The 19,089-nt window shown below is 35.1% G+C and carries 15 protein-coding genes; 10 read left to right on the top strand and 5 right to left on the bottom strand.

Annotated elements, in window-relative coordinates; genetic code table 11:
- Positions 1-543: 543 nt before the first annotated feature.
- The 3 genes from GQ46_RS05070 to pepT form a co-directional block, all read right to left on the bottom strand.
- Positions 544-1,410 carry a phytanoyl-CoA dioxygenase family protein gene (locus GQ46_RS05070; protein WP_044398926.1) on the bottom strand — a complete coding sequence of 289 codons (867 nt, stop codon included), beginning with the start codon at positions 1,408-1,410 and terminating at the stop codon, positions 544-546.
- A gap of 256 nt (positions 1,411-1,666) precedes the next feature.
- Positions 1,667-2,356, bottom strand: a complete 690-nt coding sequence (locus tag GQ46_RS05065; RefSeq protein ID WP_044398924.1) for a hypothetical protein — start codon at positions 2,354-2,356, stop codon at positions 1,667-1,669.
- A 123-nt stretch (positions 2,357-2,479) separates the two neighbouring features.
- Entirely contained in the window at positions 2,480-3,724 is a 1,245-nt protein-coding gene (gene pepT, locus GQ46_RS05060; protein WP_044398922.1) for a peptidase T, read from the bottom strand.
- Between the two features lie 137 nt (positions 3,725-3,861).
- On the opposite strand from pepT, the gene GQ46_RS05055 reads away from it, so the two are divergent.
- The 9 genes from GQ46_RS05055 to guaB all read left to right on the top strand — a co-directional run bounded on the left by GQ46_RS05055 (position 3,862) and on the right by guaB (position 15,445).
- Positions 3,862-4,896 (top strand): quinone-dependent dihydroorotate dehydrogenase, encoded by a 1,035-nt coding sequence (locus GQ46_RS05055; protein ID WP_044398920.1) that lies wholly within the window; start codon positions 3,862-3,864, stop codon positions 4,894-4,896.
- Positions 4,896-5,522: a LysE family translocator gene (locus GQ46_RS05050; RefSeq protein ID WP_044398918.1), complete on the top strand. Its 627-nt coding sequence runs from the start codon at positions 4,896-4,898 to the stop codon at positions 5,520-5,522. Before GQ46_RS05055 ends, GQ46_RS05050 begins: the two co-directional genes overlap by 1 nt.
- A 261-nt stretch (positions 5,523-5,783) precedes the next feature.
- Positions 5,784-6,650: a hydroxymethylglutaryl-CoA lyase gene (locus tag GQ46_RS05045; protein ID WP_044398916.1), complete on the top strand. Its 867-nt coding sequence runs from the start codon at positions 5,784-5,786 to the stop codon at positions 6,648-6,650.
- Between the two features lie 464 nt (positions 6,651-7,114).
- Positions 7,115-8,326, top strand: coding sequence for a DUF4856 domain-containing protein (locus GQ46_RS05040; protein ID WP_044398914.1), 1,212 nt, complete (start codon positions 7,115-7,117; stop codon positions 8,324-8,326).
- Between the two features lie 93 nt (positions 8,327-8,419).
- Positions 8,420-9,523: an imelysin family protein gene (locus tag GQ46_RS05035; RefSeq protein WP_044398912.1), complete on the top strand. Its 1,104-nt coding sequence runs from the start codon at positions 8,420-8,422 to the stop codon at positions 9,521-9,523.
- Positions 9,524-9,584: 61 nt separating this feature from the next.
- Complete coding sequence (locus GQ46_RS05030) at positions 9,585-10,946, top strand: HTTM domain-containing protein (RefSeq protein ID WP_044398910.1); 1,362 nt, start codon at positions 9,585-9,587, stop codon at positions 10,944-10,946.
- Positions 10,927-13,374, top strand: a complete 2,448-nt coding sequence (locus tag GQ46_RS05025; protein ID WP_044398908.1) for a TonB-dependent receptor domain-containing protein — start codon at positions 10,927-10,929, stop codon at positions 13,372-13,374. The genes GQ46_RS05030 and GQ46_RS05025 overlap by 20 nt, the downstream gene beginning before the upstream one ends.
- Positions 13,375-13,385: 11 nt before the next feature.
- Entirely contained in the window at positions 13,386-13,844 is a 459-nt protein-coding gene (locus GQ46_RS05020) for a heme-binding domain-containing protein (RefSeq protein ID WP_044398907.1), read from the top strand.
- 131 nt (positions 13,845-13,975) lie between these two features.
- Positions 13,976-15,445 (top strand): IMP dehydrogenase, encoded by a 1,470-nt coding sequence (guaB, locus tag GQ46_RS05015; RefSeq protein ID WP_044398904.1) that lies wholly within the window; start codon positions 13,976-13,978, stop codon positions 15,443-15,445.
- Here guaB and GQ46_RS05010 read toward each other — a convergent pair.
- Complete coding sequence (locus GQ46_RS05010; protein ID WP_044398902.1) at positions 15,429-16,508, bottom strand: endonuclease/exonuclease/phosphatase family protein; 1,080 nt, start codon at positions 16,506-16,508, stop codon at positions 15,429-15,431. The genes guaB and GQ46_RS05010 overlap by 17 nt on opposite strands.
- Before the next feature lie 100 nt (positions 16,509-16,608).
- Between GQ46_RS05010 and GQ46_RS05005 the strand changes: the two genes are divergently transcribed.
- The gene (locus GQ46_RS05005) at positions 16,609-18,135 is read left to right on the top strand and encodes a GH3 auxin-responsive promoter family protein (protein ID WP_044398900.1); all 1,527 of its coding nucleotides are present in this window, start codon (positions 16,609-16,611) and stop codon (positions 18,133-18,135) included.
- Here GQ46_RS05005 and GQ46_RS05000 read toward each other — a convergent pair.
- Positions 18,119-18,730, bottom strand: a complete 612-nt coding sequence (locus GQ46_RS05000) for a hypothetical protein (RefSeq protein WP_044398898.1) — start codon at positions 18,728-18,730, stop codon at positions 18,119-18,121. The genes GQ46_RS05005 and GQ46_RS05000 overlap by 17 nt on opposite strands.
- Positions 18,731-19,089 lie beyond the last annotated feature (359 nt).

The following is a 19,089-nucleotide window of genomic DNA, read 5'->3' as shown; positions in this document are numbered from 1 at the left end:
TTGATAGGCCGGTAAGATACATTAATTAGAATTTTTTTAAAAGCGTTACAGGACGTTTTGTTGGATGTATTGCCCTGGAATATAACTACAACAGATTAGAATTGATTTTACTCTGATAAGGTGCTCGTCTTCAGGTTGTAAAGGTTGCTCTTTTTAGGGTCTTTAAAATTTAAAGACAAATTAAATGTTATCTCATTTTATTGATTAATTGTATTTTTTATGGCTCAATTCACGTGGATCATATTAGAAAACGTTTGGTCGCGATAAAATGCGTCTTTAATAATTCGTGAACTCTTTCTCCGATAGCGTTTTGTTCATGATTTCGTATTTGTTTTTATAGGAATTCACGAATCTTCGCTTTGCTACGATTTCATAGAAATGATTTTCTTCTGCCATACTAATTGTTTAAAATTAGGTAGCTTTATTTATGACGAATCCTTATTGCAGACAAGTTTAATAAATGCCTATTGTAATGGCGTTTTTTGGGTGTTAGGCACTACCATATCAATGTTATCTCGGTTGGTATGGTTTGAACTTAATATTTTAAATACTATAGTTGGCGGGTATTGGTGGTTCTCGAAGACGGAGAATCTCCTCGATCTCTTCAGAATCGCTTTTCAAGTCTTTTGTAAGTGCTGTGTACGAGTCTTCAGGCCATTTAACGCTTGATCTGCGTACTACGATTCCCATCCACCGTTTTCTCAATTCCATCCACTCTCTGCTTTGAACTCCGTGATCTGACACTGCAGTGGCGGGCCTCATTTCGACATAAATTGTTCTACGAACGCCCGGGTCTCGCTTCATTTGAGATCCATGAATTACCATCATGTCCTGGATTAATATAGCTCCAGCTTTTACTGGGACTTTTACCATATCGGGTATATTCCAGCCATATTGACTAACCAGTTTGCCAATGTTTTGCTTTTTATGCTGACTCTTTGGGATGTAATGTACGCAACCGTCTCCTAAGGGAGCATCATCAAGATAAATCCCCACATTTAGGTAAGGGAACTTGCGAGGGTGTAGCGCGTCTTGATGCCATGAAATTTTAGATTCTGGATGATTGTGCTTAAATAATGCATCGCATTGCAAAGGAACGGCATCAGGACCACAAATATCTCGTGCAATTGCTATCATTATTGGGGACGCCAATAAATCCAATACCGCATCAGGATAAAAAGCCAAAAGATCGTTAACTCTACTTAATAAAGGTTTATCGGGACCTACAATGAAACTTGCATTTGGTGATTGTGATGATTTGCTGTACGATTTTAGCGCATTCTCATTTAATGCTGTTAGCAAGTCTTGCCATTTGGACAACAAACTAATGGGAATGGCATTGGGTATTAGTAAAAAGCCCTTATCTTTTAATTCTCTGCTTTGCTCAGGAGTGATTTCGTGATGCTTCATTTACGTTTTTTCATGATGTATGTTTATTATGAGTGCTCTCATTTACACCAGTTAAAGATTTGACTTTACATTAAAATAAGTTCCTAAGCTTTTTGATTTTTGTTATTTCTTTAGTGACTTCCATCTAAAAACAGGCCTTTGCTATTGCTAAATCGGGAGTAATATATGATGCGGAATATAAAAGTGCTCTAGTTAAAAATTAATGAATTTTCACTTGTTTTTCACCACAGTACTTTGTTAGCACATGTGTTTTTTGTCATTGATTATTCGTAAATTCTCTTACTAACTGACAATCAAACAATAGATGGCTCATTAAATCATTTAAAAATTCATCTACACTTTGCTCAAATGGCATTTCGTATATTTTCATTGTTTTTTCAGCGTATTCGGCAGATGTGCCAGAGACTATCTGATTAATACTTTCCATAGTTAATCTATCAGCTCCCAATTCAGCGAGTTTTTTACACGATTCTTTAGAAACTGACTCAATTAGGTTACATTTTTTCTTTTGCTGTTTCTTTTCCTTTTTTGATAACGATTTAAGTAAATCAATATTTATTTCTGCGATTACACTTTGAATTAAATAATCCTTTTGTTCAGATGATAATTCATTTTGTCGAAGATAGAGTCTTCCTGCATCACAATTCCGCAAGGCAATTATTTTGGTCAGATTATTTTCCACTCCAATTCGACCGATGATTTGGGCAATTTCATTTTGAGTTATTTCATCGCCAATTTCTTTAACTACAATAATTCCTTCGCTGAATTCAAAGCTTTCTGCTCCGTATATTTTTTGAGAGTAAATTAGTTTATAATCAACTTCAGGCTTGGATTCAATTTCAGATTGAACTTTTTTAAATCCAGTTTCACAATCCAAATCTACGAAGTTTTGCGCAAAGTTAATTGTGGTAAAAAGATAAATTAAAATGAGTAGTGATTTTTTCAAAATGTTTGGGTTATATGTGTACTAACAATAGTATATAGAACCTATGTTCTATATATATCTTTTATAGGATGCCTAAAAAAAGCGAAGCATAATCTCTTTAAGTAACAGCAATAGTGATAACGCTTACCCTATTTTTTTCTCCGCCGTCAACTCAGCAATTTTACAAATCACTTCAGTGGCTTTTATCATACTCTCAACGGGAACATACTCATAGCGCCCGTGAAAATTATGTCCGCCAGCAAAAATATTAGGACACGGTAAACCCTTGTAACTTAATTGAGAACCGTCGGTGCCTCCACGAATGGCTTTAATAAGTGGTTTGATGTCCAACTGTTTCATGGCTTCTTCAGCAATATCTACAATATGCATTACCGGTTCTACCTTTTCTTTCATATTATAATACTGGTCTTTAATTTCAATCTCAATCACTTCACGACCATATTGCGCATTAATCTCATTGGTGATTTTTTGCATCACTTCTTTGCGTGCTTCAAAATGCCCATGATCATGATCACGAATAATATATTCCATTTTGGTTTCTTCTACCTCACCAGAAATAGAATAGAGGTGAAAGAAACCTTCATAACCTTCCGTATGTTCAGGTGTTTCCATACGGGATAATGAATTTATAAACTCTGTAGCGATATACATAGAATTCACCATTTTTCCTTTAGCATATCCGGGGTGTACTATTTTTCCTTTAACACGCACTTTAGCTCCAGCAGCATTAAAATTTTCATATTCTAATTCACCAATCTGGCTGCCATCCATTGTATACGCCCAATCTGCTCCAAACTTCTCTACGTCAAACTTGTGAGCACCGCGACCAATTTCTTCATCTGGTGTAAAGCCCACTCTAATAGTGCCGTGTTTTATTTGCGGATTGGCAACAAGGTATTCCATTGCCGAAACAATTTCTGTAATACCAGCCTTATCATCTGCACCCAAAAGTGTGGTCCCATCTGTAGTAATTAACGTTTGCCCTTTATATAATAATAAATCATCAAAGTAATCTGGTGATAATATGATGCCTTCTGCGGCATTAAGTACAATGTCCTTTCCATCGTAATTTTCAATAATTTGAGGTTTTACATTGGCACCAGTAAAATCTGGAGTGGTATCAAAATGAGAAATAAAACCAATCACAGGAACCTCATGCGCAACATTGCTGGGTAAGGTAGCCATGATGTATGCGTTTTCATCAATAGTCACATCATGCAATCCAATAGCTTTTAATTCATCAACTAGCACATTGGCTAAATCCCATTGTTTAGCTGTGCTTGGGGTCGTGTCACTTTCTGGATCAGATTCGGTATCAACAGTAACGTAGCTTATAAAGCGTTTAATTATATCTTCTTTTGAAATCATAATACTCCCCACATAAGTAGGTATTTTTTAATGGTTAGTCTCTTTTTTTAAAAGTTTAAAGTTACGATTATTAAGTTTTTTGACTTTTGAATTGTTCATCTTTTTTTTTAGAAGTACTTTTGTGCAAACAGTGATAGATGTACAAATTACTCCTTAGGCCCTTATTTTTTCTTTTCGATCCAGAAAAAATTCATCATTTTACTTTTTCTCTTATTCAATTCACCTCCAAGATTCCTGGAGTTCCCGGAGTCTTTAGAAGTTTTTACGCTATAGAAAATCCTAAATTAGAGCGCAACCTCTTCGGTCTAACATTTAAAAATCCTGTTGGATTAGCAGCAGGTTTCGATAAAAACGCCGTGTTATATAATGAACTGGCAAACTTTGGTTTTGGTTTTATAGAAATAGGAACCGTGACCCCATTAGCACAAGAAGGCAATCCCAAAAAACGTTTATTTAGATTAAAAGACGATAAAGGCATCATCAATCGTATGGGCTTTAATAATGAAGGTTTAGAAGCGGCCATCGCTCAGCTTAAAAAGAATAAAGGCAAATTGATTATTGGGGGTAATCTAGGAAAGAACACCCAAACCAAACCAGAAGAGTATACTAAAGATTACTTAACTTGTTTTAATGCTCTGCATCCCTATGTAAACTATTTTGTGCTGAATGTGAGTTGCCCAAACGTAGGGAGTCATGCCAAATTAAATGATAAAGACTATTTGTTAGAATTAATTGGAGCCGTACAAAAAGCCAATAAAACCTTTGAAAAGCAAAAGCCAATCCTGCTCAAAATTGCACCAGATTTAAATGATAATCAGTTGGATGAAATTATCGAACTCATAGCTGAAACAAATCTAGACGGTGTGATTGCTAGTAATACATCAACCGATAGAACTGGTTTAAAAGCAAGCGAAGCAAGACTTGCCCAAATTGGTAATGGTGGATTAAGCGGACAACCCATAAAAGACAAAGCTACACGTGTGATTAAGTATCTGGCAAATAAGAGTAATAAAGCGTTTCCTATCATTGGCGTAGGAGGTATTCATTCTGCTCAGGATGCTTTGGGAAAATTGGAGGCAGGCGCAGATTTGATACAAATCTACACGGGCTTTATTTACGAAGGCCCTGCGCTTATTAAGCAAATAAATAAAGCAATCTTAAATAAAAGCTAATGCAATATGAAACGCTTTTATTGTTTGTAATTGCGACTTCAGCCTTAGCAATCTCACCAGGACCTGATAATATTTACGTGTTAATGCAAAGCATTACTAACGGAAGAAAATATGGATTAGCTACCGTTTGCGGACTCATCTCTGGATGTTTAGTGCATACCACCTTAGTGGCATTTGGGGTCTCTGTACTCATTAAAGAAAATGACACCTTGTTTTTTAGTATCAAGTTATTTGGGGCCTTGTATTTAATGTATTTGGCTTATAAAGTGTATAAAAGTAATGCAGAGGTAACCTTAAGTTATGAACATGTGCCCAAAAAAAGTATGTGGCAGTTGTTTAAGCAAGGGGTGATTATGAATGTGCTTAATCCCAAGGTCTCCCTTTTTTTTCTGGCTTTTTTCCCAGCGTATTTGTTTAGTAAAACATTAAGTACGGTCATTCAGTTTTATGTGTTAGGACTGCTGTTTATGCTTACCTCATTTATCATTTTCTCTACCATAGCCATTTTGGCTGGCTTTATTTCAGACTATTTAAAATCGCATAAAAATTTAGGCATTATTTTAAAATGGCTTCAAATTGTCGTGTTTGTTGGTATTGCCGTTTTTATCTTGTTTTCAGAAAAATAGATTATTTTAGTAGCCTGCTGGTATATAAAACAACATGCGCTTTAATTGTCATTCTCAGTTTTATAAGCTTTACTAATTTAGACAGTTCCTCTCATGAGTGTGGTTAGCTTAGCTTGTGCTTTAGATTTTCTACTAATATATTGGTTTAATGGGAAACGTTTGGTGCTATTTTATACAGTTTACCATTTTAGGAACTTTTGTAGTGCCATAATTTCAAAAAACGTTTTCGAAACTGTAAATCTTTTCTATCTTTGATTTTAAATGAAAAACCAACCTGTTAAAGTCATAGAATGTCCACGAGATGCCATGCAAGGCATTAAGCAATTTATTCCTACAGCGCAAAAAGTACAGTACATTCAGTCGCTATTAAGAGTAGGTTTTGATACTATTGACTTTGGAAGCTTTGTGTCTCCAAAAGCCATTCCGCAAATGGTTGATACCGCAGCGGTATTAGCGCAATTAGATTTGTCTAAAACAGAAAGTAAGTTGTTAGCGATTATTGCCAATACACGTGGCGCTATAGCGGCCTGTGAGCATAAAGCCATTGATTATTTAGGGTATCCGTTTTCAATTTCTGAAAATTTTCAAATGCGTAACACGCATAAAACAATTGCACAGTCTGTTGTGACGCTTCAAGAGATTCTTAACAAAGCAGACCAAGTGAATAAAGAAGTGGTGGTTTATATTTCTATGGGTTTTGGTAATCCTTATGGCGATCCTTGGGATGTTGATATTGTGGGCGAATGGACAGAGCGTTTAAGTAAAATGGGCGTAAAAATCCTGTCGTTAAGCGATACCGTAGGGACGTCGAATCCTGAAAATATTGATTATTTATTCTCACATTTGATTCCGCAATATTCTAATATTGAATTTGGAGCACATTTACATACAACACCAAGCACCTGGTTTGAAAAAGTAGATGCCGCATATAGTGCGGGCTGTCGGCGCTATGATGGGGCAATTCAAGGATTTGGTGGCTGCCCAATGGCAAAAGATGAGCTCACAGGTAACATGCCAACAGAAAAAGTACTCTCTTATTTAACGACCAAAAAAGCATCCAACTTAAATGCTATGGCGTTTGAGAGCGCTTATAATGAAGCAACTAAGATTTTTACTAAGTATCATTAAATAGAAATCATTTCACTGCCTTTTTATAGAGATACAAAGAAAGGCTCACCGCTATTCAATGGTTTATAGAACGACATCCTATCATCAAAAATAAACGCGGTGATAGCGATTTCCTTCGGCTAAAGGACGAGGCAGTTTGCGTTTAATGACTTTCAGAAGGTTTGCCGAAAAGCGTGAAGTAACTTTTAACATATTTTTTTTTATAAAATTCTTAATATCAAATAATTAAATATTTTTTAAACAACAGTAGTAAATGTGTAGTTTATATTTCATTTAAATTGAAAGAATTTTAACACTACTTAATAGGTTGTAATTCAGCTTTTTAATCTTATATTTTATTCTTTATTTAAATTTATTCTAAATAAACTTGTGTAAACTAAGTTTCAGTTTTATTTTTGCAATCAAATTACATCACTATTTGTAATTAGTCTAAATAACAATAATAAAACGAAATCAATACAAAAATGAAAAAAACAGTTTTTGCATTAATAGCAATAGCAACCTTAGCTTTCACATCATGTTCTAGCGATGATGACAACACAACAGTAATATTACCTCCAAATGGCGTAACGGCTCCAGATACCTATTCATTTGAAAGAGATGGAAATACAACCGTTAGTTTTGATGGTCAAACAACGCGTATTCAAATGGCACAGGAACTTGTTTCTGCTCTTAAAAATCCATTAAAAACGGAAGTGGAATTAGATGCCATGTTTGCACATCAAGAAAATGCTAATGATTTTACTGATGCGGGTTTAAATGCATCAAATAAAAATTTAAGAAGTAAAACAGCGGCGTCTGTAGATTATTATTCAGCAAATACAACCGAAGCAAATGTTATTAAAGCAGATTTTGATGCCTACATTTCAGATCAGGTTAATACTGTTTTTCCAAATTGGGCAGACAATGCAACCGCTGGAGTGGCAGGACAAATTCAAGAAGCTGGTGGTGGCTCTACGCGTTATGTAAATGGAAAAGGCTTAGAAAACAATCAAGCCTTTGCTAAAGGATTACTTGGTGCGTTAATGGTAGACCAAATGCTTAATAATTATTTAAGTACAGCTGTTTTAGATGCTGGAAATAATATAGAAAACAATGATTCAGCTGTTTTAGATGGTGCTAACAACTATACCGCTATGGAGCACAAGTGGGATGAGGCTTATGGCTATCTCTATGGGAATGAAGCGAATCCTGCAGTGCCAACTTTAGGACAGGATAGCTTTTTAAATGAATACCTATTACGAGTAGAAGACGATGTTGATTTTTCTGGTATCTCAATGGATATTTACAATGCCTTCAAATTAGGACGCGCTGCTATCGTAGCTAAAAACTACGAGGTACGTGATTTACAAGCACAAATAATTAGAGAGAAAATTTCACAGGTTGTTGCCGTGAGAGCAGTGTACTATCTGCAACAGGGAAAGGCAAGTTTAGGTACTGATATGGCTGCAGCTTTTCACGATTTATCTGAAGCTTATGGTTTTATCTATAGCTTACAGTTTACAAGAATACCAGGTACCAACCAACCATACTTTACAAAAACAGAAGTAGATGCATTTATTGCAACATTAATGTCTGGAAACGGTTTTTGGGAGGTAACACCAGCAACGTTGGATACTATATCTAATACAATTTCTGCTGAATTTAGCTTTACAACAGCACAAGCTGGAAGTTAATAAGTATTAAAAAAAGGGAATAGTAGTTATTTAATAAAACGACTACTATTCCTTATTTTTGCACACTGAAAAAGAAAATTAAAATAGAATATCATGATCAAGAGAATTTTTGGAGTAGTAATAGTTGTTTTAGTGGTATTGGCCTGCACAGAATCAGACGATACAGGCTCTGGAAATACTACAAACGATACCTTTGATAGAGTTGCGATGCTTACCAATATTGCAGATAATATTATTATTCCAGCATATCAGGATTTAGATGCAGATTTAAATACATTGGTCGCTTCTAAAAATGCTTTTATTACAGAGGTAAATCAAGCAAATTTAGAGACCTTAAGAACCGATTGGTTTACTGCTTATAAAACCTTTCAAGCGGTGCAAATGTTTCAAATTGGTAAAGCAGAAGAGCTCTTTTATAAAGATAGGATGAATGTTTATCCTACAAATACTACTCTTATTGAAAATAATATTTCAACTGGAAATTACGTTTTATCAAATGCAAGTAATAATGCTGCTGTGGGTTTTCCAGCGGTAGATTATATGTTATATGGTGTAGCAAATGATGATGTGGCTATTTTAAATGTGTATACAAATGCAAATTACATAAACTATCTTTCAGATGTAATTGACGAAATGCAATCACTTACTAATAGTGTATTGACTGATTGGACCACTAATTACAGAAACAGTTTTGTTGTTAATACCGCTAATGTTGCTTCTGGGTCTGTAAATAAATTATTAAATGCTTATGTTTTTTATTACGAAAAAGAATTGAGAGCACAAAAAATAGGAATTCCCGCTGGCGTTTTTTCTACAACACCGCAACCATTATTGGTAGAAGCGGTTTACAAAGAAGATAACTCTAAAGAATTAGTATTAGAGGCTTTAAATACTGTACAAGACGTATTTAATGGTAAAGCTTACAATAGTAGTAACGAAGGCGAAAGTTATAAAACCTATTTAGTAGCCTTAAATAGAAATGATTTAGTTGAAGTTATAAACGCACGATTAGATGTAGCCAGACAAAAAGTACAAGCTTTAAATTCAAATTTAAAAAGTCAGGTTGAAACAGACAATACAAAAATGACGGAAGCTTACGATGCGCTGCAAATGGTAGTCGTGTCTTTAAAATCTGATATGCTTTCGGCATTGAATGTAAGTTACGTAGTAGATCCAAACGATAACGATGGCGATTAATGTCCCAATAAAACAATTATAAAGGTTGTCTAAATAAAAAGGACAACCTTTTTTTTGCAACATGAAAAGCAAAGTCAAAACATATTTAACCCAAACTACAAGCGCTGCACCATTAGCAGTATTCCGTATAGGCTTTGGCTTAATGATGCTCTACGGTATTGTGCGCTACTGGCTTAAGGGGTGGATAGATACTGTTTATATTCAGCCTAAATTTCATTTTAAATATTATGGTTTTGAGTGGGTTAAAACATTAGGCGATTATACTTATTTATTGTTTTTAATTTGCGGCTTATCTGCTTTCCTTGTTGCTATTGGTTATAAATATAGATTGGCTATTATTACCTTTTTTTTAAGTTTTACCTACATAGAACTTATGGAAAAAACAACCTATTTAAACCATTACTACTTTATAAGTATTCTTAGTTTTCTAATGATTTTTCTACCTGCTGAAAAATACTTTTCCGTAGATGGATACCGCAATAAAATACAGTACAAAAACATTCCAAAGTGGACCACAGACAGTATTAAATTATTAATTGGGATTGTTTATTTCTATGCAGGTTTAGCTAAGTTAAATAGTGATTGGTTATTTAAAGCGCAACCATTAAAAACCTGGTTGCCTTCTAAATACGATATACCGTTTATAGGTGAAAGCCTGATGCATCAAAATTGGTTTCATTACGCCATGAGTTGGTCTGGTATGTTTTACGATTTACTGATACCCTTTTTCTTGTTATACCGAAAAACTAGAGTAGTGGCATTTTTCTTTGTTGTATTCTTTCATGTATTTACACGCGTTTTATTTCCAATTGGGATGTTTCCGTTTGTTATGATTGTAAGTGCGCTCATCTTTTTTGACGCTGACCTTCATAATAAAATCATAGACAGCATTAGAAAGCTCCTTGGCGGTTTTTCCGCGAAAGCGATAGAAACTAAAGCGGTCTATCGACCTAAAAACAGAAAATTAGTTCTGTCTATTTTAGCTTTATTTTTCACATTACAACTTTTAATTCCGTTTCGTTATCTATTGTATCCTAACGAATTGTTTTGGACGGAAGAAGGCTATCGTTTTTCTTGGCGCGTTATGCTCATGGAGAAAATGGGGTATGCCAATTTTAAGATTGTCAATGGTGAAACTGGGCAGTTTTTTTATGTTGACAATCAAGACTTTTTAACACCTTTACAGGAAAAGCAAATGAGTTTTCAGCCTGATTTTATCTTAGAGTATGCCCATTACTTAGGCGATCATTTTAAGAGCCAAGGCCATAAAAATGTTGAAGTATACGTAGAAAGTTATGCGGCATTAAACGGAAGACTAAGCATCCCGTTTATAGACAAAACAGTAAATTTGTACGCCGAAAAAGAATCATTTAAACCCAAACACTGGATTTTACCATTTAACGATGACATTAAAGGACTTTAAACTATTTACAGGACTGTTTTTATTAACGAGTATTGCTTTTGCGCAAACTAAAATATCTGGAACAGTGACTTCTGAAATCTCCTCTGAGCCATTAAAAGGCGTAGAGGTCTATAATAAAGAAACAGGCCTATTAGCAAAAACAAATGCTTTAGGGTATTACGAATTCGAAACCGAAAAAGAAGACTTAACTTTAGTCTATTTTTCTTATGAATTTGAAGCTTTTGAACGGAAAATTACAACGGTAGAGAACACAGTCATAAATATAGAATTAAAGCCTTTAGCACAAACACTTTCTGAAGTTGAACTAACAGCAAGAAAAGCGAAAGTCTTTAGTTTAAGTCGTTTAAAAGATGTTGAAGAAACGGCCATTTATGCAGGGAAAAAAACGGAAGTGGTTTTGGTTGAACAATCTATGGCAAACTTGGCGTCTAATAATGCACGCCAATTATATAGTCAAGTGTCTGGATTAAACATCTATCAAAATGATGATGCAGGTTTACAATTAAACATTGGAGGTCGTGGTTTAGATCCTAACCGCACAGCGAGTTTTAATACTAGGCAGAATGGGTATGATATAAGTGCCGATGTTTTAGGGTATCCTGAAAGTTACTATACACCAGCGGCAGAAGGTTTAAAAGAAGTACAGATTATTCGTGGTGCTGCTTCTTTGCAGTATGGAACTCAGTTTGGAGGTCTGGTGAATTTTAAAATGAAAGAACCAAATCCTAATAAATCTTTTAAGTTTATAACCAGGAATACTACAGGAAGTAATGGTTTATATACCAATTTTACCAGTATTGGAGGAACTAAAAATAAGTTAAGTTATTACGGGTTTTTCAACTATAAAAAAGGGGATGGTTTTAGACCAAATTCTAATTTTGAATCTAAAAACGGGTATGCCCACATGGGGTATCAATTTAACGACGACACAAAACTAACGGGAGAAGTAACCTACTTACGGTATTTAGCAAAACAAGCAGGAGGTCTAAACGATAGACAGTTTCAAGAAAATCCATACCAAAGTAATCGCCCGCGGAACTGGTTTCAGGTAGATTGGTTATTATATAATTTGAAATTATCTCATAAATTTTCTGAAAACACCAACTTTACATTTAATGCGTTTGGTTTAGATGCTAACAGGAAAGCCTTAGGTTATAGAAATCGTCGTGTAGACATTCCAGATCCTGGAGGGGCCAGAGATTTAATCGATAGCGATTTTAATAATTACGGGTTTGAAACACGACTACTAACAAAGTATAAAGTATGCAATAAAAAAGCAACGTTTTTAATAGGAGGTAAGTTTTACAAAGCAGAAAACAGCTACTCCCAAGGTCCTGGAAGTGCGGGGTCGGATCCTGATTTTTCTCCTGCTACAGAAGACTATCCTTTTTATCCTACACAATCGGAATATGACAACCCAAATTTAAACTTAGCAGCGTTTAGTGAGAATATATTTTATATAAACGACAAATTATCGATTACACCCGGTGTTAGATTCGAATATATAAAAACAGCGAGTATAGGTGTTCGGCAAACCTTTAATTTTGATGGTGCTGGCAATCCTATTGATGCGGGATCAGAATCTCAGGATATTGAAAATGAACGCTCTTTTGTGCTTTTAGGAGTAGGAACTAGTTATAAAGCATCAAACGCTTTAGAGTTTTATGGTAATATCTCGCAAAATTACCGTTCTGTAACCTTTGGTGATTTAAACATTGTAAATCCGTCAAACGCAGTAGATCCAGATTTAAAAGACGAATCGGGTTTTACTGCAGACCTCGGTGTTAGAGGGGATATTAATCAATATGTGTCTTACGATGCGAATGTGTTTGCATTGTTATATAAGGATAGAATTGGCTTAATTGATGCTACAATTCCGCCTATCAATAGTATAGGGAAACTAAGAGTGAATGTTGGTAATGCTAAAATTTTTGGAATAGAATCCTTAATTGATTTTAATCTTAAAAAAATCTTGAATATGAATAATAAATTTCGAACCAATGTTTTTATCAACTCATCTTTTGTAACTTCAGAATATACGTCTACCAGATTTGATAATACCAGTAGTGATGTTAGAGTTGGTAATAAAGTTGAATTTATTCCAGATGTTAATATAAAAACGGGTTTGCAATTTGGTTACAATAATTTTCTATCTAATATACAATATACCTATTTAACCTCACAATTTACAGATGCAGGTAATGATCCTGGAGGTGATAATTTAAATAGTATTGTTGGTATTATTCCAGGTTATGATGTGTTGGATTTTTCTATGTCTTATAAATACAAACGTTTCAAATTAGAAACGGGTGTAAACAACCTTTTAGATAAGGCCTATTTTACAAGACGTGCTGCAGGATATCCTGGTCCGGGGATAATTCCGTCTGCAAACCGAAATTTTTATACCACATTACAAGTTGAGTTTTAAAATAGGAGGAAATGAAAATAGTAAAAAAGATATTAGTTGCATTATTAATTGTTTTAGTATTGATGCAGTTGTATAGACCAGCTAAAAATAATGCAGAATATAGAGATGTGGCTGCTTTTGAATTAGAAACGAATGTTACAAGTGGTATTAAAACGATTATGGAAAACAACTGCTATAATTGCCACAGTAACAAAACCGTTTATCCTTGGTATGCCGAAGTTGCACCAGTATCCTTTTGGATTAATGACCAAATTGAAGAAGGTAATGAACATTTTAATGTGTCGCAATGGCTTGCGTATAGTAATAAGAAAAAAGACCATAAACTTGATGAATTAGTAGAAGAAGTTGAAGAAGGAGAAATGCCTTTAGATGCTTATACTTGGTTACATGGTTCTATTACTGAAGCAGAAAAAGAAGCTGTTATTGTTTGGGCTAATAAAGCACGTGAAAATTATAAAATAGTAGAGTAAAAAGACCTTATTCCTTAAAATTTCAGAATAAATAAGTCAACCAGACCATAAGATTTTATTCTTTATCAATTTAAAAAATAAGAATTAAGAATTAATATGTATATTTGCACGCAATTAATTCTAATTGCAACATGACAGCACACGAGAACAAAATAGTTGGAGAAGGTTTAACCTATGACGACGTTTTATTAGTCCCAGCTTTTTCTGAAGTACTTCCACGCGAAGTCAATATCCAATCAAAATTTACACGAAATATCACTATTAATGTACCTATCGTTTCTGCAGCGATGGATACGGTGACCGAAAGTCAAATGGCAATTGCTATGGCACGAGAAGGCGGTATTGGCGTGTTGCATAAAAATATGAGCATTGAGCAGCAGGCACAAAAAGTGCGTAAGGTAAAGCGTGCCGAAAGTGGTATGATCATAGATCCCGTAACGCTACCAATGACGGCCATCGTAGCAGATGCTAAAAGTGCCATGCGTGAGCATAGTATTGGTGGTATTCCAATTGTAGATGAAGCTGGAAAGCTAAAAGGTATTGTTACCAATCGTGATTTGCGTTTCGAACATGAAAATAGCAGACCCATTGTCGAGGTTATGACTAGTGAAAACTTAGTAACTGCCCCAGTTGGAACTTCTTTAAAGGATGCTGAAAAAATTCTTCAAAAAAATAAAATCGAAAAACTTTTAATTGTTAAAGGCGATATCTTGGTTGGGTTAATAACCTTTAGAGATATCACCAAAGTAACACAAAAACCTATAGCTAATAAAGACACTTATGGTAGGTTAAGAGTTGCTGCTGCTATAGGCGTAACAGCTGATGCTGTTGCTAGAACTGAAGCTTTGGTAAATGCAGGTGTTGATGCTATTGTTATTGATACGGCCCACGGGCATACTAAAGGCGTGGTAACCGTTTTAAAAGAGATCAAAAAGAAATTCCCAGACTTAGACGTCGTTGTTGGTAATATCGCAACCGCTGAAGCTGCTAAATATTTGGTTGAAGCAGGAGCCGATGCAGTAAAGGTTGGTATAGGCCCTGGTTCTATATGTACAACACGTGTTGTTGCCGGCGTTGGGTTTCCTCAGTTTTCAGCCGTTTTAGAAGTTGCAAATGCTATTAAAGGTTCAGGCGTTCCTGTAATTGCCGATGGCGGTATTCGTTATACTGGCGATATTCCTAAAGCGATTGCCGCTGGTGCAGATACCGTGATGTTAGGGTCATTATTGGCAGGAACAAAAGAGAGTCCTGGAGAAACGATAATTTATGAAGGCCGAAAATTTAAGTCTTACAGAGGAATGGGCTCTGTAGAAGCTATGAAAGAAGGCAGTAAAGACCGTTATTTTCAAGATGTTGAAGACGATATTAAAAAATTAGTACCAGAAGGTATTGTTGGCCGGGTGCCCTATAAAGGTGAGTTGTATGAAAGTATACATCAGTTTATTGGTGGTTTAAGAGCAGGCATGGGCTATTGTGGTGCAAAAGATGTGGAAACCTTAAAAGAAACTGGACGCTTTGTGAAAATCACTGCTTCTGGGATTAATGAAAGTCATCCACATGATGTCACCATCACCAAAGAATCCCCTAATTATTCGAGGTAGTTTTACTTTCGTGAAAATTTTCCATTTGCTGATTGGCATTTTCCATCTCCTCTTTTGTTGGTGGGTTTTTCTCTTGGGCTTTAGCTAGGTCAGGTTCGTAGCTTAGGGACATAAATAATGGAAAATGATCAGAGTCTATAGCTTCACAAAGCCTCATGTCTTTATATCTGAATAGCTCAGAAACAAAGATGTGGTCTAACGGCCAGCGCAATAAATATTTCTCGGCGTTATAGGTATTAAAAAAGCCTCTCCCAACTCGAGCATCTAAAAGGCCACTGACACTCTTGAAGAGATTAGATGTTTCAGACCAAGCCACATCATTTAAATCACCTAATACAATCACGGGGTATTCCGACTCTTTAGCTAATTTAGCAACCAGCATTAATTCCGCATCACGATCTGTAGACATCGGGTTTTCCTGAGGCATAGGTGGTGTTGGGTGTATGGCGTAAAACTGAACGATATCTTGATTTGGAAGCACCAACTTTGTATGTATCGAAGGAATACTGTCGTCTACTAAATACCGCACCTGAGCATCTTTGAGCTTATGTTTAGAATAAAATAACATACCATAGGTATTGGGTAATGCAATTTCAACTTTATACGGGTACTTAGTCAGGGTGATGCTTTCAAGATCATTTTTCCAGCGCGCATTCGCTTCAGTAAAAACCATGACATCTGCATCAATTGTTTTTATGACTTCCTTAATTTTATTTACATTGTTATTTTTCTGCAATAAATTTGCAGTAAATAAGGTTAGAGAATCTTTACTTGCTTTAGAATAATCAAATAACTCTTTTTTTGCTATGGGCGTGTAAGGGTATATTTTATAAACTTGAAACAGAAAACAACAAAGTAGAGTGATCAAAAAAAGAGAATCACGATAGTCATTAACTTCAAATTTGATATAAAATAAAAGGGCAGAGAATAGGGTTAAAACGGTTAATTGAAGATGCGGAAAGTCTAACATTCTTATAAACCAGTAATCTAGGTCAATGATTGGTAATAACGTTAATACTACTGTTATCAAACCAAAAATTTGTAATATTAATTTTAATTTCATTGGTTGATAATTTTATTGGTATATTATAAGTCTCTTCAAAGATAATCTTTATAACAGAGAAATGAAAAAGGACTATTTGTTGAGTAAAAACAAGAATTAAATGGAAATATTAGGAAATATAATTAAAGGCGCCATTAATCTGAAAGGCACGTTAACGCCTGAATTAGACCCAGTTGTCGCCCAAGAAAAGCAGTTAGTGCTGTTGTTGGAAACAGCTAAAAACACACAATTTGGTGAGACGTATGACTTTTCTGCACTATTAGAATCAGAGCATCCTTCTGAGGCATTTGCAAAGCGTATTCCTTATTTTGATTATCACGAAATAAATGAAAAATGGTGGCGTAAACTTCATCAAGGAGAAACTGATGTTACTTGGCCAGGGAGTCCATCTTACTTTGCACTAAGTTCTGGGACTACAGGAAAGACGAGTAAGCGTATTCCCGTTACAGATGCTATGATTGCTGCTATTAGGCAAGCCGGTATTAGTCAGGTTACAGCGCTTAGCAATTTTGATCTTCCAGCAGATTTTTTTACTAAGGAAGCCATGATGTTGGGGAGTTCAACAGACTTAATTGAGAAAGAAAATCATTTAGAAGGTGAAATTAGTGGTATTACTGCGAGCAATATTCCATTTTGGTTTAAAGGCTTTTATAAGCCCGGTGAAGATATTGCTAAAATTGACGACTGGGATGAGCGTGTGTCAAGCATTGCAAAGAGAGCAAAACAATGGGATATTGGTGCTCTAAGCGGCATACCCTCATGGATGGAATTGATGCTCAAAGAAGTGATAAATTATCATAACGTAAAACATATTCATGAGGTATGGCCAAACTTACGGGTATTTACCTCTGGAGGAGTGGCATTTGGTCCGTATGAAAAAAGTTTCAAAGCGCTTTTAGGAAAGCCAGTTACCATTATAGATACGTATTTAGCCTCTGAAGGCTTTATAGCTTTTCAAAGCAGACCAGAAACGGATGCTATGCAACTCGTTACAGATGGCGGAATCTATTTTGAATTTGTGCCATTTAAGCCAGAGTATATTAACCAAGATGGGTCCTTAACTCCTAATGCCCCTAGTATTACTCTTAAGGACGTTCAATTAAATCAAGATTATGTACTTATTATTAGCACCGTGAGTGGTGCCTGGCGTTATTTAATTGGCGATACTATTGAATTTACAAATGTTGAACGCGCAGAAATTAAAATCACTGGGCGAACAAAATTCTTTTTAAATACCGTAGGTTCACAACTGTCGGTTAACAAATTGGACAAAGCAATTAGTCATCTGGAAGAAAAATTTGAAACGACGATACCAGAATACACACTTTGCGCGAAACGTTTTGACGATGGGTTTTACCATGTTTGGTATTTAGGGTCAGAGGGTTTAAAAGCAGATAATGAGAAAATAGTCACGGCGCTGGACAACTTTCTAAAAACCACAAACAAAAACTACAAAGTAGCTAGAGGAAAAGCCTTAGAAGGCGTGAAAGTGAAAGTGATAAGTCCAGATATCTTTTACGAATGGAATGGCGCCAACAAGAAAAAAGGCGGTCAGGTTAAAATGGAACGCGTTATGGGAGAAGATCAATTTAAAAATTGGGAAGCTTTTGTTACTCCAAAACTTTAGCTAATTTTAAATCCCGTTGTTTAATTATTTCCATTATTTCCTCTGGTGACAAATAGAATTTTTTAATTCTAGCAATGTATTTTTCGTCAATGTCAGACTGATTTAATATGAAGTTTTTCGTTTTTAAAATATAATCCTCCATTCCAGATTTAATAGCGTAGGTGTCTGCAGCACGCTCGGCTTCAATGATGTGATTTTTTGAAAATAAGTACTTGATTCCAAACCAAACAAGATTCATATTACTACGGTTTCTATAATCCATGATGTGACCTAATTCGTGTCCTATCCAACCTATTAGCACCTCTTTGGGCATTTTTTTAGTGTAATACGTTTCGCCAGATATTTTCACCGTTTCACTTATAAAGATGTAATAACTACGGTCGCCTTTTCGTTTAAAAAAACTACTAAAGGCCGGTTGTGCTTGCATCGTTGACTTTTTAATATCTTTCTTAAATTTAAAATGTATGCTTGTGTTTTCTAACTGAGGATAGTAGGAAAGTGCAAACTTAACTTCATCTTCGATAGATTTAGGCATGTGGTGTTGGGTATAGGCTATAGTCGTCATTAAAAGATATAATATTAGCGTTAGTTTCATTTATTATAATTTAATAAAACAGAATGGATTAGGAAACTATTTAACTTTTAAACAAAATAATTTAACATTGTAAATACAAAGTCAGAAAATCATAATACTTATCGTTTTAACATGCTAGTAAAATAGCAGCGCGTTTAATTAGCTCCAATCTTCATGTAGATGTCTAATTATAAGGCTAGGGGGTGCTTTTTAAGAGCATATTTGTTATAGATGCCGAAGTAGGAAGTAGTTCGTTGAAATTAGATACCATCAAGCCCATGTTATTGTGTACTTACAATTTATAAGTGGCGAAATGATAAACCCAAGCCTAGGCCATCTAAAGTTGAACCTATACATTAAGTTGAGCTAGACGTTACTTC

The sequence above is a fragment of the Lacinutrix sp. Hel_I_90 genome, assembly GCF_000934685.1.
In the GTDB taxonomy this organism is placed as follows: domain Bacteria; phylum Bacteroidota; class Bacteroidia; order Flavobacteriales; family Flavobacteriaceae; genus Lacinutrix.
This window is presented reverse-complemented; position numbering and strand designations above follow the sequence as displayed.

Excerpts from the sequence above, each read along its gene's own strand:
- GQ46_RS05070 (WP_044398926.1), bottom strand. The coding sequence starts at position 1,410 with ATGAAGCATCACGAAATCACTCCTGAGCAAAGCAGAGAATTAAAAGAT.
- pepT (WP_044398922.1), bottom strand. The coding sequence starts at position 3,724 with ATGATTTCAAAAGAAGATATAATTAAACGCTTTATAAGCTACGTTACT.
- GQ46_RS05055 (WP_044398920.1), top strand. The coding sequence starts at position 3,862 with ATGTACAAATTACTCCTTAGGCCCTTATTTTTTCTTTTCGATCCAGAA.
- GQ46_RS05050 (WP_044398918.1), top strand. The coding sequence starts at position 4,896 with ATGCAATATGAAACGCTTTTATTGTTTGTAATTGCGACTTCAGCCTTA.
- GQ46_RS05045 (WP_044398916.1), top strand. The coding sequence starts at position 5,784 with ATGAAAAACCAACCTGTTAAAGTCATAGAATGTCCACGAGATGCCATG.
- GQ46_RS05040 (WP_044398914.1), top strand. The coding sequence starts at position 7,115 with ATGAAAAAAACAGTTTTTGCATTAATAGCAATAGCAACCTTAGCTTTC.
- GQ46_RS05035 (WP_044398912.1), top strand. The coding sequence starts at position 8,420 with ATGATCAAGAGAATTTTTGGAGTAGTAATAGTTGTTTTAGTGGTATTG.
- GQ46_RS05030 (WP_044398910.1), top strand. The coding sequence starts at position 9,585 with ATGAAAAGCAAAGTCAAAACATATTTAACCCAAACTACAAGCGCTGCA.
- GQ46_RS05025 (WP_044398908.1), top strand. The coding sequence starts at position 10,927 with ATGACATTAAAGGACTTTAAACTATTTACAGGACTGTTTTTATTAACG.
- GQ46_RS05020 (WP_044398907.1), top strand. The coding sequence starts at position 13,386 with ATGAAAATAGTAAAAAAGATATTAGTTGCATTATTAATTGTTTTAGTA.
- guaB (WP_044398904.1), top strand. The coding sequence starts at position 13,976 with ATGACAGCACACGAGAACAAAATAGTTGGAGAAGGTTTAACCTATGAC.
- GQ46_RS05010 (WP_044398902.1), bottom strand. The coding sequence starts at position 16,508 with ATGAAATTAAAATTAATATTACAAATTTTTGGTTTGATAACAGTAGTA.
- GQ46_RS05005 (WP_044398900.1), top strand. The coding sequence starts at position 16,609 with ATGGAAATATTAGGAAATATAATTAAAGGCGCCATTAATCTGAAAGGC.
- GQ46_RS05000 (WP_044398898.1), bottom strand. The coding sequence starts at position 18,730 with ATGAAACTAACGCTAATATTATATCTTTTAATGACGACTATAGCCTAT.